Source organism: Burkholderia sp. BCC0398, assembly GCF_902833245.1.
Taxonomy (GTDB): domain Bacteria; phylum Pseudomonadota; class Gammaproteobacteria; order Burkholderiales; family Burkholderiaceae; genus Burkholderia; species Burkholderia sola.
Window position 1 is genome coordinate 132,334 of sequence record NZ_CADFEM010000017.1, and the last position, 24,656, is coordinate 156,989.

A 24,656-nucleotide genomic window follows, 5' to 3' on the forward strand; every position below is an offset into this window, starting at 1 on the left:
CGTCGGCCCCCTACCTCACGCGCATCACTCAAGGAGACCCTATGAAAAACCTCATTGCCTCACTTTGCGCCGTACTCGCGTTGGCCGGCTGTTCGGACAGTCACCTGAAGGTGGGCCTGACCAACAACCCCGCCTTCCCGGAGATTCCTCGCCTGCGTCTTGCCGCTACCGATCAAGACGTGACCATCAGCGGAGTCAAAGTCAACGACGGCGACTGCTCGCTGAACATGCTCGAACGGTTCCCTCGGACGATCCCGAAAGGATCGAGCGATGCCATCGACATTCTGTCGTCATGCGACACCGTAAAGAGCGTTGCCATCAAGACCGACGATGGCACCTTCCACTTCTCTTTTTGAAAGGAAATCGACTATGAAACAGATCCTTGCGCTACTCGCTGCTGCCTGCGCGTTCACAACCGTCCATGCTGGTACCACGTGCGTCTATACGAAGACAAAGACGTTGCCCAACTACAGCCTCGCCCTCGTACATCCGATCACTGTCTATAAGGAACCTGATGTGAAATCGGAATCGAAGCAGATCACAGAAGTCGGCACATACTACGTGACCGCGCGCAAGAACAACTTCATCAAGCTTGCGGACGCGCGCTATCACGAGAAGAATCCGGCGTATGCGTTCGCTGGATGGGCGAAGAAGGACGATTTCGACGTCGTTGCATATCGCAACTGCGCCGCAGCCTCGACATCTGAGTGATCTCCGACGATCACAACGGCCGCAGGGGAATCCCCTGCGGCCCACTGCATCGTTTTGCTTTTTTTGTCCAAGGGTTCAAAAGTGAGGCAGATCGCCTTTGAACTGGTAGCGGCTGGATCGAGCTAAAGCCGTGAGCCCATACCACCGCTACCTGAGACATCGTCCGGTTAACAGATGCCGCCTATCCGCGATTAGATGTGTTTTATCGATTCACCGTAGCACAGGTTCGATCCGCCGCGAATAGTCTTCACAGGCGTGGGCATCTCCTTGCTCGACCTCCATGAAGGCGTCGACTGCTCCGTCAATGTCCTGTTGGACCACCGCTGGAAGTGGCGGTGGTCCTTCTTTCATCTCGTTGCCGTTGCACATCAGCTGCTAGCGCGCACCCCTCCAAACAGCCATCATTTGCGCACTGCCATCACCCCCGCGTCCACATTCCAGATGGCACCGGTTACCCACGAGGTCTTGTCCGAAAGCAGGAAGACAATCGTGTTCGCAACGTCTTCGGGCGTACCGACGCGTCCGAGCGGATGAAACGAATCGAGCGCTTTCATCGCACCGGCAATGTCTTCCTTCGCCATGAAGCCTTCGTAAATCGACGTCTGTACGATCGCCGGCGAGACAGCGTTCACCCGGATACCCGCATCGGCGAGTTCAATCGCGAGATTGCGCGTGAGCGCGTGCAGACCTGCTTTCGCCATGGAATACGCGGACGCCGCCGAGTCGCCCAGCGCTGCCTGCGCGCCGATCGACCCGACGTTCACGATCGCGCCTTGGCGCTTCGCGGCGAGCATGTTCCTGACCACGTCCTGCGTAATAAAGAAAGTGGCGCGATTGAGCGACAGGTACATGTCGTAATCGGATTCTTCGTGGTCGATGAAGGCTTTCGGAACAAAGATGCCCGCAGAATTCACCAACAGCGAAATATCTTTGTGATTCGCGTTGATCTCCGCACGGATGGCGTTCATGCCTTCCTCGGTCATGAGGTTCGCCGCGATCACGGAGACCGGACCGAGCCCGCTCAATTCGGCGCGCACAGCTTCAGCCTTGTCCTTTCTATTACCCGTTAAGACGACGCTACCGCCACTTTTCAGTACTTGTTTGGCCGTTGCGAGCCCGATGCCGCTGGTGCCACCGACGACAAGAAGTTTTTTACCGGAAAAATCGTTCATTTTGGTTTCCTTAATTTGAATGTCTGGACCAGTTCCGTATGCGCGGCCGTGCCAAAGCGCACCATCGCTCGCCTTGTCGCGTCCATGAATCAGTTCGCCCCGCGTAGAACGCGGGACGTGACCGGCATCGCAATACGTGCGCCGGTTAGCCTTCGCGGACTTCGAGCGTCGAGACCACGCGGATCGCCTTCGAGAAATTCGCGCGGTTGACCGAAGTTTTCGTCACAACCCGGTGCAACTCCTCGACACGCTCGCGCGAAGCGTCGGTGTGGAGGCGAACGACGTAGCTCACTTCGTCGTACCCAGGGTTCACGCTCTCGTCGAGCCCGAGGAAACCGCGCAAGTCCAACTCACCATCCGTCTCGATTTCCAGACTGTGGACAGTGATCCCCATCGCGGCGGCGTTGACGACGTACCCGACCGTCAAACAGGCATTGAGCGCCGCCATCAGCAGTTCCTGCGGGTTGGGCGCGCTATTCGTACCCAGAAGCTGCGTGGGTTCGTCCGCTGCGATTTCGAAATGCCGCTGGTGGGTTACCCCGCCCAGCTCATAGTGGCTGACGGTTGCCACGGAGCGCGTCTGGTGCGCCCATTTCGTCTTGACGTTGAAGCGTGCATTCCGCTTCGTGGGGTCCGTGGCGACCTCTTGCACGAATTGCTGCAAAGCCGGCACGTCGATTCCGTTCGGGTGGGTAGTCATCTGGTGGTCCTCCTGGGGGCGCTCTCGCGCAGGGAAAATTGAAACTCACCAGAAGCCTACCATCTAGTTGGTAGCTTCACAAGGATCTTTCTCGTCCTGGAGGTCGCGGTGTTCCTGCGAGATTGATCACACAATTTGCCGCCCTGCGGAACTGCAAAAGATCGGGGCGCCGCTATGCTTGACAAGAAACCAACTAGTAGGTAGACTGCATCTCATTGAGTTTGGCAGTGAGCCGGAGGATGCATGGCAGTAGGTACGCGCGACGCGCTGGTTCAAGCTGGAGAGGGCCTGATGCGCTCGATGGGTTATGCCGCGTTCAGTTATGCGGATCTGGCCGAAACCGTTGGTATCCGGAAGGCAAGCATTCACCACCACTTCCCGACGAAGGAAGATCTGGGCGTTGCAATTGTGGAAGCCTATGTCACGAGAGTGGTGGAAGCGTTCGAGCGAATCGACCGCGAGAATGAGGACTTCTGGGGTCGCCTGAACGGATTTTTCGATACCTTTCGCGCCAGCAGTGATGGAAGCCTGCTCCCGCTTTGCGGTGCGCTTGCCGCAGAGCTGGCTGCTTTGCCGCCCGAACTACAGAAGCTCACACACCGGTTTTTCGAGCTGCAACTGCGCTGGCTGACCAAGGTCATCGACAAGGGCATCGGCGACGGTGAGATCCCCGCTGGCGTCGGAAGCTACCAGAAGGCGCATCAGGTATTGAGCGTTCTTGAGGGAGCCAGCTTTGTCGAATGGGCGATGAAGAACGGCGAAACGCTCGATCGCGGCATTATCCGACTTATCGTCTCCGCAGCATAAAAAGGAATCGCTTCCCCAAGCTATTCATCGTTGCACCAACCGTGAGAGCCGTTTTCCACGTGAACATGGCTCTTTTATTTGGCCCCAAACCCTACCAACTAGTTGGTTGTTATCTGGAGAGGAACCATGGAAAACTGGACTGAAACTATCGGCGCCGTCACCCGCCGCGTGCATGAACTTGCACGGTACACCCCGGACACCATCAAAGGCGTCGGTTTGCTTGGTGCCGCCGGCGCCAAGACAAATCATCTCGACGCAAAGACGCGGGAGCTGATTGCGCTGGCAGTCGCTGTCACCACACGCTGCGACGGCTGTATCGCTTTTCACGCCGCAGAAGCCAACAAGCTCGGCGTGACGAAGGAAGAAGTCGCGGAAGCACTCGGTGTCGCCATCAATCTCAATGCCGGTGCCGCTGTGGTCTATAGCACGCATGTGCTCGACGCGCTGGACCAGCTCGGCCGCGAGTAAATGTCCTGCCCGGCGCTGCCGCTGCGAGCGGAGCGCCACCAAGCAGCAATTTCCAGCTGAGGATGAAACATGAAGCGGGTCAATGTAGAAGTATGGTCGGACTTTGTCTGTCCCTGGTGCTGGATCGCAAAACGACGCCTGGAAAAAGCGATAGAAGGCATGGCGCAGCACGTCGACGTTGTCGTGACACACAAGTCCTACCGTCTCGCGCGAGGCATGGTTCCGACTGGCTTTACAGACGCGCTTTATGCCAAGTTCGGAAACCCCGCAGCAGCGCAAAGAATGATGGATGCGGTGTGCTCGGCCGGCGCCCAGGAAGGACTGAACTATCGATTCGAGACCATGCGCTTTGGTGATACGAGCGACGCGCACTTGCTCGTCAAAAGCGTCCAAAAGCCTGAAGACAAACAACGATTGATCGAAGCGATCTACCGGGCCGCGACGACCGACGGTGTTGACATCTTCGACAGAGCCGCGCTCGTCGAGCTTGCGAAGAACATCGGTATCTCTGCTGCGTCGCTCTCCTTCGACGATCGCGAGATGGTGTCCGAAATCGCGCGAGATGAAGCAGAAGCGAATCGGATCGCAAACGGCGTTCCGCTGTTTGTCTTCAACAACCGAACGTACCTCTCGGGCGCACGTGAAGTCGCTGTGTTCGAAAAAGCGTTGATCGACTCCGCCGAGAACGTACCGGACGAAAGCGCAGACACCGGAGGCATGAGTTGCAGCATCGACGGATGTGCTGGCTAGGCGGCGGCGCCCGATTCATAGGGGAGCCAATTTTCCGGATTTGTTCAATATCCGCGTGAAGCGGCGATCCACCGCGATTCGATAACCGTCCAGTTCATTTCGCATTCAGCGCGACACTTAACCAGCGCCCTGGCGCACCTTCATTTTGAGCAACATGATGAGTAAATTGTTTACGCCCTACGATCTTTCCGGGACGCAGCTCGCCAACCGCGTCGTGATGGCACCGATGACGCGCACGCGTACGCCCGATAACATTCCCAACGACCTCACCGCGCTCTACTACGCGCAGCGGGCTTCTGCCGGCCTGATCATCACCGAAGGTCTTCCGGTGTCCGAAGAGGGTCGCGGCTATCTGTATACGCCGGGCCTGTACACCGACGAGCAGACGGAAGGATGGCGAAAAGTCACCGATGCCGTGCACAAAAAGGGCGGCAAAATCTTTGCCCAGCTCTGGCACGTTGGCCGGCTGTCCCACGTTTCCATCCAGCCTGGCAATGCGGCTCCGGTGTCGTCGGGCGAAGTGCCGGCGACCACGACCATGGTCTACGCATGGGTCGAACCCGGCAAGGAAGGCCCGGTCCTCCCGAGCGTGCCGCGTGCGCTGACCACGGCAGAAGTGCAGCGTGTCACTCAGGACTTCGTTGCATCCGCGCGTCGGGCGATGGACGCAGGCTTCGATGGTGTGGAAGTGATGGCAGCCAATGCCTTCCTGTTCGACCAGTTCCTGAGCAGCAAGCTAAATACCCGCACCGACCAGTATGGCGGTTCCATCGCTAATCGTCAGCGCTTTTTGCTCGAGACGATCGACGCTCTGGCGGACGCCATTGGCGGTGAAAAGGTAGGCGTGCGCATCTCGCCGTTCGGGCGCATCTACGATATGGAGGCCTTCGAAGGCGAAGCGGATGCATGGGCGAGCATGGCCTCTGCCTTGAACGAAAGAAAGCTGGCGTTCGTGCACCTGAACTATCAGACGACTATCTCCGCTGCCGGTACACCGGAGGGCTTTGGTGCGGCTTTCCGCAAGGCCTACCAGGGCACGCTGATCGGCGCCGGCGGCTTCACACAGGAGCTGGCCGAAGCCGAACTCGCGAAGGGAGAACTTGACCTGATCGCATTTGGCACGGCCTTCATTTCCAACCCCGATCTGGTGGAGCGGATGAAGAACGGTTGGCCGCTCACGGAGCCCGATCGGTCGACCTTCTATGGCGTCATTGGTGCCAAGGGCTACACCGATTATCCGACGTTCGAGCAGGAAACAGCGTAATCGGACTGAAATGCCGACGCACCAGTCCGGTCCCCGACATGAAAGTGAGATGAGGTACGGCGGGCTCGGACTGCTTTCATGGGAAGTCTTCGAATCAACTTTTTCAGGTCATTCGAAGTACTTCCCGTCGGCATTAAAAATGCGTCCAAAGATCTGGCGAAACCACGCCGGCCGGCCATGGTCCGGACCGGTCGACGCGTCGCCTCAGGTTGCATGCCACATTCAGACCGCCCATCGACGTCAATGCAGGCCATCGAAGCTGTTGCGCGTCATGGGGCCGAAAGGTCAAGCGGATATGCCGTCGTACGTCGGTGCGATAGACCCGTAGCTGCATCGCGCGAGGCTCGTCGAATGCTTGATCTCGTACATGGAGAATCCAGTATGGGCTATAACTTTGATCGCTCGATCTCACGCCGCGACACAAATGCGATCGCGGAAGAAGGTTTCGCCAACTATCTGTTCGGAGCGGATGCACCTGCACTTGCACTCGAGATGCCGAGAGAAGAGCTGCTATCGATGTGGGTGGCCGACATGCAATTCGCGGCCCCCGATGCCGCCATCGATGCCATTACCGAGCGCCTCAAACATCCCATCTTCGGGTACACAGCAGACCTGGACGAGCAGCTCTATCAGGCTTTCCACTCGTGGTGCGCGCAACGATATGACTGGCATTTCGCTCGCGAGGAAATGCAGGTCTCACTTGGCGTCATACCCGCACTCTTCGCGCTCGTCGAGTACGTGTGCCAACCCGGCGACAAGGTGCTTGGTCTGACGCCTGCCTACGGATACTTCAAACACGCGGCGAAGCAGCGCGGCCGCGAGTTCGTGACGTCGCGCATGCTCGCATCCAACGATGGCGAATACACGGTCGACTTTGAAGACTTCGAAGCGAAAGTGAGCGATCCGGCAGTGAAGCTCTTTTTTCTGTGCCACCCGCACAATCCGACCGGCCGAATCTGGACAAACGACGAGTTGCGTCGCATGGGCGAACTCTGTATCGCAAACGGTGTGAAGATTGTCTCCGACGAGATCCATTGCGACCTGCTGAGAACCGGCAAAGCACACACGCCGTTAGCGAAGCTGTTCCAGGGCAGCCCGGACATCATCACGTGCATGGCCGTTAGCAAGACATTCAATCTCGCCGGGATGATGATCGCAACCGTCATCATCCCGGACCCGGAACTGCGCTCGGAATGGAAGCGTCGCCACTACCCGTTCGCGAACCCGCTCAGTCTCGCGGCCGCCATCGGCGCGTATCGCAACGGCGCTCCGTGGCTGGATGCGCTGCGGCTGTATCTCGACGAGAACTTCGCCTTGACTCAACGCTTTCTGGGGGATCACTTGCCAGAAGCCAAATTCCACGTTCCGGAAGCGACCTATCTGGCGTGGATCGACCTGCGGATCTATTTCGACGATTCAGTCAACCTCACGCGATTCTTTCTTGAAAAGGCTGGTGTCATTCTCGAGGGCGGTGAAATGTTCGTCGAGAACGGTGACCGAAGAGTGCGACTCAATCTTGCGTGCCCTCGGGCTCAGCTCCAACTGTCTCTGGAACGAATCCGCGATGCAATTTTGAGCCAATACCGTTGAATCAAGCAGACGCAAGGCAAGACAGCGCCATCAACTCAAACAAATCCAGGGAACACTTATGCCACTCATCAATGTAAAAGTCATCGAAGGCGTTTTCTCCGCAGCCGACAAGGAAAAAATCATTTCTACCCTGACCGACGCGATGGTGTCGATCGAGGGCGAAAACATGCGGCCCGTTACCTGGGTCATTGTTGAAGAAGTAAAGAGCGGTGACTGGGGCATTGCCGGCAACGCACTAACAACCGAGAAAGTTAAGGTACTGGCCGCAGGCCAGTAACTGACTAGCCCCGACGGGCTCCAGCGGCAGTGAGCGACCATCACTTATGCAGTTGGAGCCCTTTTCATTGCCTCCAAGGCATGCTACGTATATCGCGCAGTCAGCGATGTATGTTCGAATAGTCGAACTACAGAATCGAGAACTACCATCCACGCCTCCATCCAAATCCTCATCGCATAGGTGCACAGCCAGTTTGACGCCCTGCGACGTCATCGTTTGGGTATCTTCTCACGCGAATCTGTGCCCCTACGCTTCCAGATCGAGCGTGGGGGAACACACTAGAGCGGGTTCGAGAAGAGCTATATCGACTGCGCTGAAGAACGGGCGGCCATCCCAACCACGCCCCATAGTTATCGCTTACGCTCGTCTCGGAAATACGGCCTGTCGGTGGGAATATGCGCCGATGCACGGGGCCGCCCCTGAGCTCCGGTGGGAGCACCAATGAACCAAAAACACTGGCGAGCTGCCCGCGTAATAGCAACGTACGCAAGCCGGAGGATCTCGTGGCGCTGGGCTGTGTCGAACGGCGTAATGTCGTTATCGACACCCAGCCCTGCCGCGATATATGCCTGATTCTTGTACGGGGAGTCCGTCATGTGGACGCAGTCACCAATTAGAAATACCGCGTCCGCCTCCAACCCCTTCGAGCGATGGTAGGTGAGCAGCTTCAGACGCTGCTTCTTTTCAGGAAGACGCTTGTCGACTTTAATCAAGTCGGCCAGCAATTCCTTCATCGCCTCTCCGTCGTCGCCTCGCCGGAAAAGAACCATAACTGAGTCGCCCTTGGCATATCGCTCGCGGACACGCTCCGCGAGGGCCGCATCGTCTCGATCAAGCACCACCACGGGAACTGGATCCGCCGCCGCCGTGCCTGCGGATCGAGCCTTCTTGCCAGGAATCGCCGGCGCCGATCTAACGATGTGCTCGGCCGCATCGATGACGTACTGGTGGCTGCGAAAATTCTCGCTCAGCATCACCTGTGTTGTGGCAGGAGATTCGAATTCGTCCTCAAACTCGAGGAAATATTTTGGCGAGCTGCCCCGCCAGCTGTAAATCGATTGCCAGTCGTCACCCACACAAAGCAAGGAGCTATGCATAGCGTTGCGCCCAGCATGCAGCGCCGCGCCACGACGCCGAATCTCAGTCAACACGGCCCGAACCCATGACACGATCTGCGGTGAGATGTCCTGGAACTCATCGACCATCAGGTGCGACATCGTGCGCAACACCGGATCTGGCACAAGGCGCAAATTGGCTCGTGAGTGCTCTCCGAACAGCGCGAACATGCGATTGAACGTCATGATTTTCGGCTGCTGGGCATCCAGGTGACTTTCGAATGCTGGCCAGAAAATCGCCAAAGCCTCGAAGAACAAACGGTCCGGATCAGACGACGTGAATTTCATCTGACCGACGGTCCCAGGCACGTCAAGCCCTAGGTTTTCAATGAACGACGCCGCCGAGAAAAAACACTGCAACAGGGACTCGGGCCTGATCTCCCCTGCGATTTGATACTCGAACCCCGGAGGGGCACTCGCGCCGTCGGCCAACCACTTCAGCAGACCATCCGTTGCGTTCGGTTCGGTAAGCCAGACAACAGGTACGTCACAGCAAGCACGAAAGATTGTTTGCTTGAGCCCCAGTTCCTGCCCCAGTCGATATTTGCTTCCCGGCCTGCTGAACGCCGAACCGGGAAGTTTGTCAGGCATCAATATCACGGGCATATCGAGAGCGGTGATTCTGCCGTGAACGTAAAACGTGCGCCCTTGGACCTTGATGACTTCGCGGCACTCAGTAACGCCAGCGATCGGCCATTTGCCAGCGCTTCGCCATTCGGCTTCAACTGCGTCCATCACGGCAACGTCATTCTCCGAAGCATTCTTGATCAGCCGAAGCTTTTTCTTCACCTCCTCATCATGCTCAACCGGCGGAAGGATCAACGAGCGCCTATACAGGATCTGGACGAGTGCACGAAATGCTTCGTTGTCAGCGTACAGCTTGGTGAAGGTCTCGTTCAAAAGCTCCTGTTGCAGACTGTTCAGGCGAGTTTCGAACGGCAGTCGATCTTCGTCCTCACCATCGGCGACACTATCCCGCTTCTTGACGAACTCAAATGCACTCACCTTCGCGTACCCAGGCAAGCCTCGAACGAAGGTCAGAATCTTTGAATGAAAGGTACAAACAACGTCTTTCGCCTCTTTGAAAGGTAAGTCGATACCCCAAAGCGCAAACGTCTCGATCAGCTTCGCAACGAAGTCCCAGCGCGACATGTTCGTAAACGTCACGACAGTAAGCGACGACAGCTCGAATCCGAGATAGTGATGCAGCAGTAGTATGCGGAGCACCAGTGTCGTCGATTTCCCGGAGCCCGCCCCCGCCACAACACAGGTCGAAGGCGTCGTACTGAAGATCATTCGCCATTGATCGTCGGTAGGCTGCTTGTACGCCGGCAGCTTCGCCTGGACATCTGCTATGACGCGTTGCCGGAGCGATTCATCGATCGGAAGGGACCAACTATCGAACAGATTGTTGTCAATACCTGGCCTTGCAAATTCATTACTACGCCGATCGACGACTTCCAAGACCTGCTTACCCTCTTCCAACCCTTCCGCATATCCGACCTTATGCCCAGCCTTCTCGCCTGCCCTCTTTCCCATCGCATAGCCAGCTACATGACCTTGCTCAAATGAAGGATCATGCAACACTCCAAGGCGCGTCAACGCTCGCGAGAGCATCGATGCAACGAGCCGTATTTGGAAAGGTTGGTGTTTGCTGGAAGCAAGTGGCACCGACGAAAAGAATTTATTCTGATCAGCTTCGGACAAGATGACGCCTTACGTAGAAGTTCGTTGTTCAGTATCACGCCGTGGTCTATTCTGACATACGCAGCAGAAATGTGACGGATTGATTTTGACGTTTCACACAAGTAGATATTTTCTCTACAATGTCGCATCACCCTTCACACACCACAACCGATAGACAAAACAGATGACGACAAGCGAAAACATTGCCGCAGAAATAGCCGAGCTCGAGCAGAAGCTCAAAGAGCTGCGAAAAGCCGCCGACGAACAACTTGCCCGAGAGAAGGTAGACATCATCGGTCAAATCAATGAACTGATAGCCAAGTACGGTATCTCACCCCAAGAACTGGCCTTCCCCAAAACAATCAAGGGCAATAAGGCACCGTCCTCCAAACCCCAGAAAGGAACTCCTGGCAAGCCCAAATACCGGGATCCCAAGACCGGAGCGACCTGGACGGGCAAGGGCAAGCCCCCGGCCTGGATCCGAGACGCAGCTAATCGCGACGAATTCTTGATCCAAGGCTAATGAAACGACGAGGAGGGACGTCCCTCCTCGTTATTCGCTCCGAACCTGAGGCACTCAGAGGCACCTTCGCGCGGCTCTATTACGGGCACGCACCGATCTTCCCTTCTCCCGGTAGAATCAATTTTCCGAAAACGAACCTAGGCCTCCATGCAAGTCCGTGTCGCATACGAACACAGCCTTTCCGATGCTCCGGATGACTTCATAGCCAATGTACCGTCTCAGGTCATTGAAAACGTTCCAGCGAACATCCCACCAGCATTGTTGCCAGAGTACCTCACCGACCTGATTCTGAAGCGCTCACCTCAGATCGGAAAGGTTCGTAATCTTCGGCTGCTTTGAGGCTGAAGATTGCCATGATGCGCGCAGTAGAGAACTGTATTCGATCGTCCTGTCGGACATAGGGTAGATGGTCAGCTTAATTTAAAAGTCAGTCTCGCGGTCAACTCGACCGCTTCGAGTAGAAGACTACGCTGCGTGTCCTTAGCGCCCACAAGGCGCGTTGGACACTTCGCTATTTCAAAGTTAGATCTCGTCCCTCTCTGGGGACTCGATAAGGTGCCGCTCCACGAGGAGTCCTCGTTCCGCTTAATAAAGTTAGTCGGTGACCTTGGAGGGTCACCGATAAAGGGGTAACGCTACGCTTATGCTTGACAGCATAAGCTCCGCTCTAAGTGCCTCGACGTTGCTTCGCTCGTCTCGGAGAACGGGGGTGGTTCAAACCATAAGCAGGACGATAAAATTTTATACCAAACCACGTTTCGATAAACAAACTACTCCCGTACAAACTATCGGGCGCAGACGCCCAATCGTTCGAACGGAAGTAGTTTGTTGTGTGCTGCGTGATTTCCCCGAAGGGGAATGTGTAGTCAGGTTTGTATCATGCGCGCGCCGTTTGATCCATCCAAGCGCGCTGCAACGCGCACACGACATACACAACGGCACCCGAATCTCTTCAATGCCTCAACCAAACATTACGGCCGCTTCTTTCGCTCATACGTGATGCCCGATTTACCTTGTTTTGCCCCGCGCCCTTCCTTATCATAGCCGCACCCGGTTCGGAGATCACTTTTCCCAAAGCGCCGCGTATTATCCTTGATCAATGTCGCAGTCGACGATTGCTTCCCCTGCTTTCTCAGAGCCGCCGAAAACACCATCGTCTTTGCGACCTTCAGCAAATTACGTGCTCGTGCAGAGTCTCTTGCAACAACCCCTACGAACCCTTGCTCGTCAGGAATTCGACCTATCCTCTCCATCCTCGAAATAAGATTTCCCGACGAATAAGGACTGAGGCTCGCTCCAGTAAGTGCGCGGCATCCACCAGCGCCGTCTGTAATTTTACGCCATCGCTCGCTGATATGTTCCCCGATAGCATCTATTTGACCGTAAAGACTTACATCGAAGAACAACACGAGATCATAGTGCAATGCGATCCCGCCATTCACACCCTGCTTACCTATCGTCCACAACCGCTTCCGCAAGCTTACCTTGAAACTCTCCTGTAACACCCAAAAATATCCGACTGCTTGTTTCAGGTAAGTATCGCCGCGCCGATCTCCAATCAAGCGATTAAACGCTTTCGCCATTCGATCGCCCATGTAATCCAGCGCGCTCGCCTGCCGGATAGACAATCTTAGCGCCACCACTACCAGTCGCGTGTGATGGTTCAGCAGTCCATTGATTAAGGACGAAACACTATTTGCTCGCGATCGGAGCTTGGATAGCTCCCTTGCCCGCTTCGAACGATACTCGTTGCCGCTGACAATTTCTGCGATCCGCTGTATGGCTTGATTGTAACGCTCAACGGCCGGCCACACCAGTTCAGTAACTCCCTTCCTAAATTCAAACTCCGAGACATCGTCCGGACGAGGAAATCCAATTGGCGGAAGCTCGATAAAACCGGTCGGATACACAGACAATAGTGCATGACGAGCCGCTTCGATACTGACGCAATATTTCAGTGCCCCGTACTCGGGCGTACAGAGCAACGCGTAGAACGCTCGCAATATCTCGTAGAAATTCACCGCCATCGGTGAGTGTCTCAGCAATTTCGCAAACTTTGGCTTACCAAACGGAATATCGCTCGACGGATATTCCTCTAGTGAGAACTTTGCGCCCCAGAAGGACGGCGATCTATGGAGGTTGATCTCAATATGCCGCACGACCTCATAAACCAGACCCAGGGTCTTTTGCGGAAATTCAGCAACGTCCTCCTGTCTCTTATCCCTTTCAGGATCACGGAGAAGCTGAATGACCTCTCGGGTGACGTCCTGTTCGAGTCCATCCCCATATTCGTACACTTCGTAGATTTCAAGCGCATCCTGGCCATATGGCCGTACCTTCCTTACCACGACGCTCCTCCAAATTTACCCCATCGGTTCATGTTCGACGCCCATGCATGAGTCGCCCTACCGCCCGGTAATCGCTGCCGTGGTCGAAAGCCGCCCCGGCGCGTTCGCGCCGTATGGTTGATCCCATTCCCGCGAGCATACACCGTTAGCACGTAAGTCTGGCAACAATAAGTCTGGATTCGGTTGGAAACGGCATGACATCCACGAATGATTTCAGCGGATTACAGTGGATTTGAGCGGATTCACTCTATCAATCGCGCACTAGGTTTGGATAGGCGTGGTAGAGTCTTCGCAGACGCGTCTTTGTTGATAGCGACGGCATAAAGGCTGACGTCGAACCGCCAGCGCGATGGTCAGTGTGATGTGCTGTTACCAGCTTCGTAAGCAGACTGCTGCTGGTCGTCACGCCACCGCCAAGCCTTCGCGCCCTGCGGCTTGTACGGGCTAAACCCAGCGATCGGCCTACGTTGGCGGGCATATTTCGTCAAAGTCAGATACTTCAGATTGGTTAATCTGGCGACTTCTTCTGTCGTATAAAAACCCCGTTGCACAGGGCCTATGTTCAGCAAGTCGGAGACATGCTGGTTGTGGCTGGTACTCTTTCCGCTCGACGGTCCAACCAATGGCTGCCTCAGTCCGCTTCCGCTTCCGCTTCCGCTTCCGGTTCCGGTTCCGGTTCCTTCCTGCGATTTATCTGAAAAATGTCCACTATGCCGCCCTCGCAGCGCGCTAACCAATCCAAATGGGATTATGGCGGGCAGCTTCAGACCGACAGCATTGCCGATAATGAATAACCAATGAAGTTGATCGATCACCTCGCGCCGCAGCATGTCCCTTGCCGCAATTTTCACCCCATTCTCTGCCTGAGAGATCCCTCTGGATACTCCCAATCGCTCCATCATCTCTTTAGGCGTGCCGACATCGATACGCAAATCACGAAATCGCCGGAGCAAATTCCCATATAGAACGGGATTCGATGGCAAATACTCATCCGGATCCAGGGGCACCCCATCTAAAACCGTACTGATTTCACCATTCGATGCTGCCTGCTTCTCTGATGAGCATTCATTCGGGGCAAAACCAGCGCAAAGCATAGCAGTGTCCCTCGCCGTCCATGTCGGTTTCGCCAACCATTTCGACAACACGGGATTTACTCTATCGTAAAAATCGATTAACTCCGTTACGCTGTCTGGAGACGTCCGCCCGCTATTCAGCAACATGATTGAACACCCATCACGATCCGTCACCCGACTTTTTTTTCTTCATCATTCGATCGACCGCATCAAGCGGCCATGCGAGCGAGCGATTGTCTTGTTTGGCAGGCGCGACGCCACGATAATGACCATCCTCAGAGTGACGTTTGTAGATGGTCTGCGGCTGAACACCTAATGCAGATGCGAGCTCTTCCGTTGTCAGGTGCTGACGAAGCGGATTGATCACGACCTTGGGACTACCATCGCCAGACAAGATGGGGACGACGGCAATCGAACCTCGGCGCGCCGCCTTAATTGCGCGACGGTCGATCTCGTCCAACTTCTCGAGAATCAATTCCAACGGCTGCGCCGTCTTCGCGGCATAACGCGCCACCTCGAACGGCACATGGCCGCTCGAGTAGCCAACCATATCTTTGAACACGTCAATCCATTGAAATTGATGGTGGATGGCGAAACGCTCTTTGATTTCGTCCTCGACACACCAGTCAATGAACTCTATAGGCTTCATCCCGGCCGCCGGATCACGTCCGCGATCCTCGCACCAATCATTCCACTGCTTCAGGATTGTTCGCGCTTCGTGATACTGGCCAGTCCCAAAGCCAACTATCTCGGCACCGTCAAGGCCGATACCGCCGCTTTTCGGTAATTCCGTGCAGCCAGGAGGCGGCTGGATACCGGACAGCAGCAACGCACCCGTTACTGGCGTCCAGCTGTCCATATCGAGATAGCCGCGCAAAGTCTCGTGCAACTTCGTGCTGAATTCGATGATTTCCTGCGGCGCCTTCTGTTGCGTCACTCCTCACCCCGCTCTGTTATATCACCGGCGGCCAATCCGGCTTACCCAAGCATCGATATCGTGCCACAACTGACGCAGATCGGAGCATGATGGCAGCAGTCCCTCACGTCGGCTTGCGGCGCTGCCAATCGCTCTCCAACGCCCCTTCCGACATGGATTAATCTGGATCTGCATTGGCCGCGAACACCTACACGACGCCTACATGGAATTTTTTGAGGATCGGGATAGACTTTGAAATACGATCTAACCCATTGATTTCATTGGCCCGCCCTACACGATTCGAACGTGTGACCTACGGCTTAGAAGGCCGTTGCTCTATCCAACTGAGCTAAGGGCGGTCGGGGAGAAAAGACACGGCCTTTCGCGGACCGTATTCGGCATCGGGCTTTCGAGTAACGCACGGCAGCGACCGCACCGCCAAACTCAAACCCCCGAAACAAAACGGGCCCGACACGAAGCCGAGCCCGAAATTATACCCGATCATCGCACCAGATCACGCGAGACCGGCCCCCCGCGGCATCAAACCGGCTGCGGATGCAGCATGAACCAGCCGAGGCAGAACACGCCGGCGATCACGCAATACACGCCGAATGACGCGAGCCGGCCGCGCCCTTCGAAATAGCGCATCAGGAACCGCACGCTCAGGTACGCGGCGATCGCCGTCAGCACGCCGCCGAGCAGCGCATCGGCGAGCTGGTCGCGCGCATGGAACAGCTTCGGCAATTCGAGCACGCCCGCGGCAAAGATGATCGGCGTGCCGAGCAGGAACGAGAATTCCGCGGCCTTTTCCGCCGTCAGCCCGGCCACGTTGCCGGCAATCATCGTCAGCCCGCTGCGCGAGAAGCCCGGAATCAACGCGCCGATCTGCGCGAGGCCCACGAAGAACGCCTGCTTGAACGTCATCTTCTCGGGCGGCTGATGCGCGCGGCTGCGCTGGATGCGATCGCCGACCCACAGCAACACGCCGTTGACGATCAACGCGATCGCGACGATCCGCAGATCGTGAAACACGCGCTCGATTCGCTTCTCGAGCAGCAGCCCGACGATGCCGGTCGGGATCGTGCCGATGATCAGCGCCCACATCAGGTGCCCGTCGTCGTTCTTGCGGCCGCCGAGCTGCGCGAAGAAGCCGCCGATCAGCGCGATCCAGCGCGCGCGGAAGTACCACAGCAGCGCCAGCGCGGTGCCGAGATGGAGCGCGACGAGGAATGGCAGCAGTTGCGGCGCGTGCTTGTCGATGTGCATGCCGAACAGCGCCGGCACGAGCAGCGTATGGCCAAGGCTGCTGACGGGGAAGAGTTCGGTAACGCCCTGCAGGACGCTCAGGAATACCAGAAACCAGAGGCTCACGCGTCGGTCCTTTTAGTGAAGATTAAGCGGGAAGGAAGGCGGACGACGCGATGCGCGTCCTGAAAAACGCGCCCCGATTATGCCGAGCCAGGATTACTGCGCCAAGGCATTTGGCAGGATATTGCGGCGCTGCACACAAACACTTGCAATTTGTAAGCGCGCAGAAAGCAAAAAGCCCGCCATTTGCATGGCGGGCCTGTCGACTTCGGCAGGAATTGCCGTCAGCGGCCGAGCTGATAGAAAAATAATACCGTGCTGCCGGTAAACATGCCGAACAGTGCGATTCCCATTGCCATTGCCAGATCCATGGCCCCCTCCACGAAGTGTCATGACCCGGCAACATCACCGGTTTAGAGGCATTATCCCGACGGTCGACCGTGTTAAAAACTCGCAATTTCCCGAGAAGGGTTTTCCCCGACCGGCCGCGGCCCGATAATGGAACGCCCGTTGCTCCCGTCACCCCGCCCAACCCGATTCGCCATGCCGATCTTCCAGCAACACGACATTCACGAACTTCACGCCGGCCCGTCGCTCGTCCGGGTCGCCCCGCAATTCGGCGGCCGCCTGCTGTCCTGGCACGTCGATGGCGAACCGGTGATCTTCTGGCCGGAAACCGCCGACTGGAGCAACCTCGCACGCGTGCGCGGCGGCAATCCGCTGCTGTTCCCGTTCCTCGGCCGCCACCGCGTCGACGGCGAGATCGGCCGCTGGCGCGACGCAGCCGGCGTCGTCCGCGACCTGCCGATGCACGGTTTCGCGCGCGATCTGCCGTTCGACGCGCACCCGTCGGCCGACGGCGCCGCGCTGTCGATGACGCTCGACGCGAACGATACGCTACGCGCGAGCTACCCATTCGATTTCCGCTTCGAAACGACCTACCGGCTGGCCGACGCGCATACGCTGGACGTCGCGCTGACGACGACCAATCGCGGCGACACGCCGCTGCCCTATTACGCCGGCCACCATTTCTATTTCGCGCTGCCGCACGGCGAGCGGGCCGACACCGTCCTCGAGCTGCCGCCGACGCACCGTTGCCAACAGCGCGCGGACGGCTCGATCAGCCAGCCCGAACCGGGCCAGGCCCGTTATCGCCTCGACGATCCGGATATCCTCGATCGGTTTCACTGCCTCGACGGTCAGCGGTTGGCGCCGGTGCGCATCGTGATGCCGGGCCGCCGCCGCACGATCGAGATCGCGCTGGACGTGCCGGGCTCGATCCCGTGGTACGCGGTCACGACGTGGACCGAAAAGCCGGATTCGGATTTCTATTGCGTCGAACCGTGGCTCGGCCTGCCCGATGCGATCCACAACGGGCGCGGGCTGCGCATGCTCGCGCCGGGCGCGACCGAGACGGCCACGCTGCGGATCCGCGTCGCGCCGCTCGCCGGCTGATTCGACACGCGCCGAACCGGGGCGCGGCAGCCGCACCCGCGACCGAAACTGCAGTGCGCGGGTCGAACCCGTTAAAATCTGACGTTTTGTGTTGCCTGCCGCGTCATGCGCGGCGGGGTTTTGCGAGGTTCAATGTTCGGAACAACAACGAAGCGACTCTTCGCAGCCGCCTGCGCCGCCCTGCTCGTCGCGTGCGGCTCCGCGCCCGTCGGCCCCGGGTTCTATCGCGTCGAGCGTGGCGACACGCTGTACAAGATCGCGCGCGACAACCGCACGTCGGTACAGAGCATCGTGCGCTGGAACCAGATGACGAACCCCGACGCGATCGAAGTCGGCCAGGTGCTGCGCGTCGCACCGCCGCCCGGCACGACCACCGCGTCGACGCCGTCGACCACCGGCACCGGCAGCGCGGGCCGCGCGCGCCCGGCCCCTTCCGCGCCGGTCGAATCGGCCGTGAAGCCGGCCACGAGCATCGCGCTGATCTGGCCGGCGGCCGGCAACGTGGTGCGCACGTTCGACGGCTCGAAATCGAAGGGCATCGACATCGCGAATTCGCCGGGCACGCCGGTGGTCGCGGCCGCGCCGGGTGTCGTGGTCTACGCCGGTAACGGGCTGCGCGGCTACGGCAACCTGATCATCCTGAAGCACAACGCCGATTACCTGACGGCCTACGCGCACAACCGCGCGCTGCTGGTGAAGGAAGGCCAGTCGGTCACGCAAGGGCAATCGATCGCGGAGATGGGCAACAGCGACAGCGATCGCGTCGCGCTGCATTTCGAGCTGCGCTATGGCGGCCGCTCGATCGATCCGTCACGCTACCTGCCGGCGCGCTGAGCGCACGACAGACGACACGCGACGCCGGCGCGCATCGCGTGCCGTCGCGTCGAAAACGGAAAAAATCGAGTCAGCGCTTGCGCAGACGTCCGGTGAAACGGCCGGACAACGGATCGACGTGACGAGCAAACACCACCAGCACCCCGATTCCAATCAGGCTGAACCCCGCAGCTATCAGAAGCAAATCCATGGTCACACCACTGTTTTGTCTTGATCTTATGCGTCATTGTGGAATCGTGCACTGAGCCTCGCCTATTGGACGAGTCCGAACATTCCCTATCAGGAAACACCATTGTGGATTCGTCTGCGTGAACTCCTGATGTAAGCCGTTCACCCGACGCCACGCTCGACACCAGGAGATCGCCCGATGCTGCCCGCCGCCGACTGCTACGACGCGCGCCTCTCCCGCTTCCAGTGGGGCATTCCGGCGCGCTACAACATCGGCGTGGACGTGTGCGACAAATGGGCAGACGGCAGCGGGCGCCTCGCGCTGATCCACGAAACGACGCAAGGCGGCGTTTTCCGCGTCACGCTCGACGACCTGAGGAATGCCTCTAACCGGCTCGCGAACAGCTTTGCGCGTGCCGGCCTGCGGCGCGGCGACCGGATCGGTACCTTTCGCGCGCGACGCCCGCCGACTGGGCATGGAGCGCGCTGCGCGACGCGTGAGCGGCCCGCCCGGCCGGATGGTTTATAGTGGCGCCACGTAGTCTTTCCAAGAAACCGATGTCCTCTGATCAACACGCCGCCGCGGGCGCGTCGCACAGCCCGCTCTACGCCAAACTCCTCGGCGAGACCGCCAAGATCGACTGGTGCGATCTCGAGCGCTTCTTCGCGCAGGGCAAGCTGCTGTCGATCGCACGCGACCTCGATCTCGTCAGCGTCGCGGAAGCCGTCGCCAGCGACGACGCCGAACAGGTCACGCGCTGGCTGTCGTCCGGCCTCGTCGCGCGCATGCCGGCCGAGACCGCCGCCGACTACGCGGCGCGCAATCCGGAGCTGTGGGCGGTCGTCGTCTCGCCGTGGGTCTGCGTGCAGGAACGCGCCTGACGCGTCCACCATGTCCGACTCCGCGTTACCGCACGGGGACGGCGGCGCCGCGGCCGCCGTCACGCATCGGCGCGTCCTCGCGCTCGCGTTTCCGATCGTCGTCGCGAACCTGACCCAACCGATCCTCGGCGCCGTCGACACGGCCGTCGCCGGCCACCTCGACGGCGCGCAATATCTCGGCGGCGTCGCGCTCGGCGGGCTGTTCTTCAATTTCGTGTTCTGGGGCTTCGGCTTCCTGCGGATGGGGACGACCGGGCTCGTCGCGCAGGCGCATGGCGCCGGCGACGCCGCCGGGATCCGCCTGAACCTGCTGCGCGCGCTGATCGTCGCGTTCGCGCTCGGCGCCGCGGTGCTGGCGCTGCAGGTGCCGCTGCTGTCGTTCGCGCTGTCCGCGCTCGGCGGCAGCGATGCGGTCCGCGCGACGGCGCTCGCATACAGCCACGCACGGATCTGGAGCGCACCGTTCGCGCTCGCGAACTACGTGGTGCTGGGCTACCTGCTCGGCATGCAGCGCGTCCGGCTCGCGCTCGTCGCGCAGGTGTTCATCAACGCGGTGAACATCGCCGCCGTGCTGCTCTACGTGTACGGCTTCGGCTGGGGCATCGCGGGTATCGGCGCGGCGACCGCCACCGCGGACGCATGCGGCTTCGCGCTCGGCGCGTGGATGCTGTGGCGGCTGCGGCCGCGCGGCTTGGCCCCGCTCGCGGCACGTGCGCTTGCCGACCGCGTCGCGCTCAAGCGGCTGATCGCGCTCAATCGCGACATCTTCCTGCGCACGCTGTGCCTGCTCGGCGCGTTCGGCTGGTTCGCGCATCTCGGCGCGAAACAGGGCGACGCGACGCTCGCAGCGAATGCACTGCTGCTGAATTTCCAGACCTTCATGGCGTACGGCCTCGACGGCTTCGCGCATGCGGCCGAGGCGCTCGTCGGCGCGGCGGCCGGCGCGCGCGATCGCCGCGCATTCCGGCAAGCCGTGCGCATCACGCTGTTCTGGTCGGCACTTGGCGCGCTGCTGTTCGCGCTCGTTTACTGGGCGGCGGGCGGCTGGATCGTCGCGCGCCTGACCGATCAGGTCGAGATCCGCGCCGTCGCGCTGCGCTACCTGCCGTGGGCCGCGATCTCGCCGATCGTGTCGGTCTGGGGTTTCCTGCTCGACGGCGTGTTCATCGGCGCGACGCAGACGCAATCGCTGATGCGCGCGATGGTCGTGTCGTTGTCGATCTTCATCGCGGCCACGCTCGCCGCCGTCGGCACATTCGGCAATCACGGCCTCTGGTTTGCGCTGCTCCTGTTCATGGCCGCGCGCGGCGCGACGCTCGCGCGCTACCTGCCGGCGCTGTTGCGGCGCATTGGTGCGGACCCGCAGGCCGCGTCCGCGACCCGCGCGTGACGGCGAGCGCGGCCGAGCGTTACTGCACCGGCTTCGGCGACGGCGCGTCGAGCATCGACGGCGGCGTCATGTCGGTCGGCACGCCGTGATAGTCGGCAGGATCTTCCGGTGGGTGGCCGCGGCGCGCCTGGCGAGGATCGCTGCTGCAGGCGGCAAGGAGGGATGCGGCCAGCACGGCCAGCATGAAACGGGTCATCAGGTAGAGCTCCGGAAAACGGCGCGCCCATCGCACGCCGGGACCGCGCCGAGTCTAGCGGAAATCCGGTTTCGGGGTTGCGCCGCACATGTCCTACTATGTACGCATGGCGCTGTGCCGTTGAAAGGAGGCTGCCATGTCGTCTGAAGAAATTGCGGGCCTGATCGGCCTGTTCATCGGTCTGATGGTGCTCGTCGCGCTGTCGTACTTCGAGTCGCGCGAATACAAGCGCAGCCACGAAGGCGAAGGGATGATCCACCACTGGATGGCGGAACACCATCTGCTCGACTGGCGGCGCAAGCACTGAGCGCGTCGCTGCTGCTCGGCCCTCCCCGGGCCGTCGCGAACGTGCCGCACCGCGGCACGATGAGCGTCGCGTATCGCTGAAATTATCAGGGCCGATACATATACATGCGCCAGATACACGAACGCCGTCGCGTAGCACTTGCCACGCGACGGCGTTCGCTTGCGTGCGCCGCGCCTCAGGGGCGCGATACGGTTCAGACCGCTCAGCCCAGGAAGTGGCGTGCGTAGCGCGCGTTGATGTCCGACAGGCGGAACAGCGTCAGGAAATCCGCGCAGTTGAAGTCGGGATCCCAGGCCGGTGCGCCGCAAATCTTCGCACCGAGACGCAGGTAACCCTTGATCAGCGGCGGCGGCGCGACGGCGGTGCCCGTCTGCAGTTCGTCGACCGGCAGGGCCGTGTGCGGGAACGCGCGATACTCGGGCGCCGTCAGCGAGCCGGCCGACAGCGACTGGTACAGGTTGGCCGCGTAGTGGCCGCCGTCGGCCATCGACACGCTCGCGCAGCCCAGCATCGTTTCGTAGCCGTTCTGCATCATGTACGCGCCCAGGCCGCCCCACAGCGCCATGATGACGGCGCCGCTGCGGTAGTCGCTGTGCACGCACGAGCGGCCGACCTCGACCATCTTGCCGCGCAGATGCGTGAGGCGCGACAGGTCGAATTCGCCTTCGGCGTAGAGGCGGCCGACACGTGCCGCCTGGTGCGGCGGCAGCACGCGGTACGTGCCGACGACTTTCAGCGTGTCGAGATCGCGGACCAGCAGGTGGTCGCAATACGCGTCGAACGGATCGACATCGAGACCGGACGGGCCGCTGACCTGCGCGCCCATCTCTTCGGCGAACACGCTGTAGCGCAGGCGCTGGGCTTCGCGCAATTCGTCTTCCGTACGCGCCCATGCGGCGCGCAGGCGATACTCCGATGTGACGGTTTCACTGGCGCGCGGCAGGTGGCGCCGCGACATGTCGAGGGGCAGCGAGGCAAAAGGGAGCGTAGGCGTCGGCAGTTCTCGCATTAGGCTTTCCTGGTCGTAAGGAATAGGACGACATGCCCGCCAATGTAGTAACCGGCCGTGACCGTTATGTGGCACGACCGTGTCTTTTCAATGACGTGTCGCCGAATTGACTTTAGCAGAAAGCTTGCGAAACCGTACGATCAATCCCTTCAAACCCATTCAGGCGGGCTTCACACCAGTTCGGGCGTCAGCACCGCGCGCAGCACGGCCTGCCGGCTGCCGTCGCGCGTGCGGCTCGCGAGCCACACGATTCCGCCCTTCTTGACGCTCCAGCTGTCGTCGTCGCCGACGATCAATTGCGCGGCGACGCTGCCGAGCGTCGGCTGGTGGCCGACGATCACGACCGTCGGCGCGATGCCTTCCGGCCAGCCGGCCGCCGCGAGCACATCGTCGACGCTGCCGCCCGGCGCGAGTGCGTCGACGGTCCGGTACTGGTCGGTCAGCGCCTCGACGGTCTGCACGGTGCGCGCCGCCGGGCTCGCGAGGATCACGGTATTCGTCTCCAGCCGGCCGCGCAGCCATTTGGCCATTGCCTGCGCGTCCTTGCGGCCGCGCACGGTCAGCTGGCGCGCGAGATCGCTCGCCGCGTAGTCTTCGGCTTCGGCGTGGCGCCACAGGATCAGATTCATCATGATGTTCTCCTTGCTTCGGCGAGCGGCCGCGCGCGCATGCGCTCGGGCCGGCCGATCATCATGGGAATTGTCGCAAATCGCGGGCGGTTCGCGGTCGCGACATTTACCCGCATATCGTGATTGACCGGATCGGCCATTCGACGTTATTATCTTTGGCTCGTCGGAGCGTAGCGCAGCCTGGTAGCGCATCTGATTTGGGATCAGAGGGTCGTAGGTTCGAATCCTATCGCTCCGACCAAGAAAATCAAGGACTTACGGTTTCGCACCGTAAGTCCTTTTTTCTTTTCCCGCTGGCCGTTACCGTCGCGTTACCGGAAAAGGGCTAGCACGGCACCGAACATCACCGGCACCAGTCGAACCCGACGGAACTGACGCTCGCTTCTGCCCTCTTGGCTCATCCCCCTCGCTTGCACATCGCGACGCGAAACAGGGGCTGGACCAATTGCGCTGCAAGTGATAACCTATGACTCGTACGGGGTGGTGAAACTTGGTAGACACACCGACTTGCCAAGTCGGCGCTGCAAGGCGTGCGGGTTCGACTCCCGTCCCCCCCACCAAAATTGCACGGGCTCTGAGTCAAGACTCAGAGCCCGTTTTGTTATGCGTCATGGCAATCATCGTCCTTCCAGCAGAGTACTAACTTAGGAAGGTTGCCGCGAGTCATCATTCGTTTCCGAGCGGCATCACCGCAGCAACCTTTCGTGCCGCCAATCGGTGTGAGAGCACGGGGACGTGCACCTCCACGTCCAGGCGCTCACCAGCAATACACGGGGGAAGCCCCCAGAAATCAATGCAATCAGCAAGGCGGGCAAGCTTTTGAGGTTACTCGATAGCTTCTGCCATCAGCGCATCGGCAATCGCTCCGCCCAATTCCGTCATTGTCATTTTGATGATCTGATCGCCCCGACGGACGTGCCATTCATCCCCATTACCCACCCGTGTCGTGAGCTCAGTACCGCCGGGGGCCCCATCGTCCACGGAAATGACCTTGCCCCTGTTTCACGAATCCCATAACCGAGGCAATCAGGCCGCTTGCCCTTGCTGAGCGGCGGCCCAGTTCTTCTCGAACGTCATG

The 24,656-nt window shown here is 59.5% G+C and carries 25 protein-coding genes, 2 tRNA genes and 1 pseudogene; 17 read left to right on the top strand and 11 right to left on the bottom strand.

All coding sequences use genetic code 11. From position 1 onward, the window contains the following. Positions 1–41: 41 nt before the first annotated feature. Together HWX76_RS30440 and HWX76_RS30445 are read left to right on the top strand one after the other, a co-directional pair. Positions 42–356 carry a hypothetical protein gene (locus HWX76_RS30440; RefSeq protein ID WP_176016823.1) on the top strand — a complete coding sequence of 105 codons (315 nt, stop codon included), beginning with the start codon at positions 42–44 and terminating at the stop codon, positions 354–356. A 13-nt stretch (positions 357–369) separates the two neighbouring features. Next, the gene (locus HWX76_RS30445) at positions 370–711 is read left to right on the top strand and encodes a hypothetical protein (RefSeq protein WP_176016824.1); all 342 of its coding nucleotides are present in this window, start codon (positions 370–372) and stop codon (positions 709–711) included. A 401-nt stretch (positions 712–1,112) separates the two neighbouring features. Here HWX76_RS30445 and HWX76_RS30450 read toward each other — a convergent pair whose 3' ends face one another. Together HWX76_RS30450 and HWX76_RS30455 are read right to left on the bottom strand one after the other, a co-directional pair. Next, the gene (locus HWX76_RS30450) at positions 1,113–1,883 is read right to left on the bottom strand and encodes an SDR family oxidoreductase (RefSeq protein ID WP_012339016.1); all 771 of its coding nucleotides are present in this window, start codon (positions 1,881–1,883) and stop codon (positions 1,113–1,115) included. Between the two features lie 145 nt (positions 1,884–2,028). Beyond that, entirely contained in the window at positions 2,029–2,583 is a 555-nt protein-coding gene (locus tag HWX76_RS30455) for an OsmC family protein (protein WP_012339017.1), read from the bottom strand. Between the two features lie 243 nt (positions 2,584–2,826). On the opposite strand from HWX76_RS30455, the gene HWX76_RS30460 reads away from it, so the two are divergent. The 6 genes from HWX76_RS30460 to HWX76_RS30485 all read left to right on the top strand — a co-directional run bounded on the left by HWX76_RS30460 (position 2,827) and on the right by HWX76_RS30485 (position 7,739). Then, positions 2,827–3,390 (top strand): TetR/AcrR family transcriptional regulator, encoded by a 564-nt coding sequence (locus tag HWX76_RS30460; protein ID WP_012365316.1) that lies wholly within the window; start codon positions 2,827–2,829, stop codon positions 3,388–3,390. Between the two features lie 126 nt (positions 3,391–3,516). Next, complete coding sequence (locus HWX76_RS30465) at positions 3,517–3,858, top strand: carboxymuconolactone decarboxylase family protein (protein ID WP_012339018.1); 342 nt, start codon at positions 3,517–3,519, stop codon at positions 3,856–3,858. Between the two features lie 69 nt (positions 3,859–3,927). Continuing rightward, entirely contained in the window at positions 3,928–4,608 is a 681-nt protein-coding gene (locus tag HWX76_RS30470) for a DsbA family oxidoreductase (protein ID WP_125380561.1), read from the top strand. Between the two features lie 154 nt (positions 4,609–4,762). Continuing rightward, positions 4,763–5,872: an alkene reductase gene (locus HWX76_RS30475; RefSeq protein ID WP_041489984.1), complete on the top strand. Its 1,110-nt coding sequence runs from the start codon at positions 4,763–4,765 to the stop codon at positions 5,870–5,872. A gap of 381 nt (positions 5,873–6,253) precedes the next feature. Further along, the gene (locus HWX76_RS30480) at positions 6,254–7,462 is read left to right on the top strand and encodes a PatB family C-S lyase (RefSeq protein ID WP_176016825.1); all 1,209 of its coding nucleotides are present in this window, start codon (positions 6,254–6,256) and stop codon (positions 7,460–7,462) included. Between the two features lie 58 nt (positions 7,463–7,520). Then, positions 7,521–7,739, top strand: coding sequence for a 4-oxalocrotonate tautomerase family protein (locus tag HWX76_RS30485; RefSeq protein WP_176016826.1), 219 nt, complete (start codon positions 7,521–7,523; stop codon positions 7,737–7,739). 350 nt (positions 7,740–8,089) lie between these two features. Here the strand turns inward: HWX76_RS30485 and HWX76_RS30490 are convergent, their stop codons facing one another. After that, complete coding sequence (locus HWX76_RS30490; RefSeq protein ID WP_208458934.1) at positions 8,090–10,561, bottom strand: UvrD-helicase domain-containing protein; 2,472 nt, start codon at positions 10,559–10,561, stop codon at positions 8,090–8,092. Between the two features lie 163 nt (positions 10,562–10,724). Here HWX76_RS30490 and HWX76_RS30495 point away from each other — a divergent pair, with 163 nt between their 5' ends. Further along, a complete protein-coding gene (locus HWX76_RS30495; protein WP_176016827.1) occupies positions 10,725–11,063 on the top strand; it encodes an H-NS histone family protein in 339 nt (112 codons plus the stop codon). Positions 11,064–11,210: 147 nt separating this feature from the next. Continuing rightward, on the top strand, positions 11,211–11,402 hold the full coding sequence (locus HWX76_RS36840) for a hypothetical protein (RefSeq protein WP_244138039.1): 192 nt from the start codon (positions 11,211–11,213) through the stop codon (positions 11,400–11,402). Between the two features lie 632 nt (positions 11,403–12,034). Here HWX76_RS36840 and HWX76_RS30500 read toward each other — a convergent pair. From HWX76_RS30500 to HWX76_RS30520, 5 genes are all read right to left on the bottom strand, one after another. After that, entirely contained in the window at positions 12,035–13,411 is a 1,377-nt protein-coding gene (locus HWX76_RS30500) for a hypothetical protein (RefSeq protein ID WP_176016828.1), read from the bottom strand. 353 nt (positions 13,412–13,764) lie between these two features. Further along, complete coding sequence (locus tag HWX76_RS30505) at positions 13,765–14,631, bottom strand: hypothetical protein (RefSeq protein ID WP_176016829.1); 867 nt, start codon at positions 14,629–14,631, stop codon at positions 13,765–13,767. Between the two features lie 13 nt (positions 14,632–14,644). Continuing rightward, a complete protein-coding gene (locus tag HWX76_RS30510) occupies positions 14,645–15,421 on the bottom strand; it encodes a hypothetical protein (protein WP_176016830.1) in 777 nt (258 codons plus the stop codon). Between the two features lie 261 nt (positions 15,422–15,682). Beyond that, a tRNA-Arg gene (locus HWX76_RS30515) sits at positions 15,683–15,759 on the bottom strand. A gap of 181 nt (positions 15,760–15,940) precedes the next feature. Continuing rightward, on the bottom strand, positions 15,941–16,771 hold the full coding sequence (locus tag HWX76_RS30520; RefSeq protein ID WP_050013665.1) for an undecaprenyl-diphosphate phosphatase: 831 nt from the start codon (positions 16,769–16,771) through the stop codon (positions 15,941–15,943). A 480-nt stretch (positions 16,772–17,251) separates the two neighbouring features. On the opposite strand from HWX76_RS30520, the gene HWX76_RS30525 reads away from it, so the two are divergent. From HWX76_RS30525 to HWX76_RS30545, 5 genes and pseudogenes are all read left to right on the top strand, one after another. Then, the gene (locus HWX76_RS30525) at positions 17,252–18,163 is read left to right on the top strand and encodes an aldose epimerase (RefSeq protein ID WP_050013664.1); all 912 of its coding nucleotides are present in this window, start codon (positions 17,252–17,254) and stop codon (positions 18,161–18,163) included. 132 nt (positions 18,164–18,295) lie between these two features. After that, the gene (locus HWX76_RS30530; RefSeq protein ID WP_006476318.1) at positions 18,296–18,997 is read left to right on the top strand and encodes a peptidoglycan DD-metalloendopeptidase family protein; all 702 of its coding nucleotides are present in this window, start codon (positions 18,296–18,298) and stop codon (positions 18,995–18,997) included. A gap of 367 nt (positions 18,998–19,364) precedes the next feature. Next, positions 19,365–19,607: pseudogene (locus HWX76_RS30535) on the top strand (AMP-dependent synthetase); the annotation flags it as partial. A 116-nt stretch (positions 19,608–19,723) separates the two neighbouring features. After that, the gene (locus HWX76_RS30540) at positions 19,724–20,047 is read left to right on the top strand and encodes a DUF2288 domain-containing protein (protein ID WP_050013661.1); all 324 of its coding nucleotides are present in this window, start codon (positions 19,724–19,726) and stop codon (positions 20,045–20,047) included. A 10-nt stretch (positions 20,048–20,057) separates the two neighbouring features. After that, positions 20,058–21,437, top strand: a complete 1,380-nt coding sequence (locus HWX76_RS30545; RefSeq protein ID WP_176016831.1) for an MATE family efflux transporter — start codon at positions 20,058–20,060, stop codon at positions 21,435–21,437. Positions 21,438–21,456: 19 nt separating this feature from the next. On the opposite strand, the gene HWX76_RS30550 is transcribed toward HWX76_RS30545, so the two are convergent. Further along, the gene (locus HWX76_RS30550; protein WP_089467143.1) at positions 21,457–21,633 is read right to left on the bottom strand and encodes a hypothetical protein; all 177 of its coding nucleotides are present in this window, start codon (positions 21,631–21,633) and stop codon (positions 21,457–21,459) included. Positions 21,634–21,769: 136 nt separating this feature from the next. Here HWX76_RS30550 and HWX76_RS30555 point away from each other — a divergent pair, with 136 nt between their 5' ends. Then, positions 21,770–21,940 carry a hypothetical protein gene (locus HWX76_RS30555; RefSeq protein ID WP_006476323.1) on the top strand — a complete coding sequence of 57 codons (171 nt, stop codon included), beginning with the start codon at positions 21,770–21,772 and terminating at the stop codon, positions 21,938–21,940. Positions 21,941–22,142: 202 nt separating this feature from the next. On the opposite strand, the gene HWX76_RS30560 is transcribed toward HWX76_RS30555, so the two are convergent. Next, complete coding sequence (locus HWX76_RS30560; RefSeq protein ID WP_050013659.1) at positions 22,143–22,949, bottom strand: GNAT family N-acyltransferase; 807 nt, start codon at positions 22,947–22,949, stop codon at positions 22,143–22,145. A gap of 170 nt (positions 22,950–23,119) precedes the next feature. Next, entirely contained in the window at positions 23,120–23,581 is a 462-nt protein-coding gene (gene sixA, locus HWX76_RS30570; RefSeq protein ID WP_176016832.1) for a phosphohistidine phosphatase SixA, read from the bottom strand. A gap of 161 nt (positions 23,582–23,742) precedes the next feature. Here sixA and HWX76_RS30575 point away from each other — a divergent pair. Further along, positions 23,743–23,819, top strand: a tRNA-Pro gene (locus tag HWX76_RS30575). Positions 23,820–24,656: the final 837 nt, after the last annotated feature.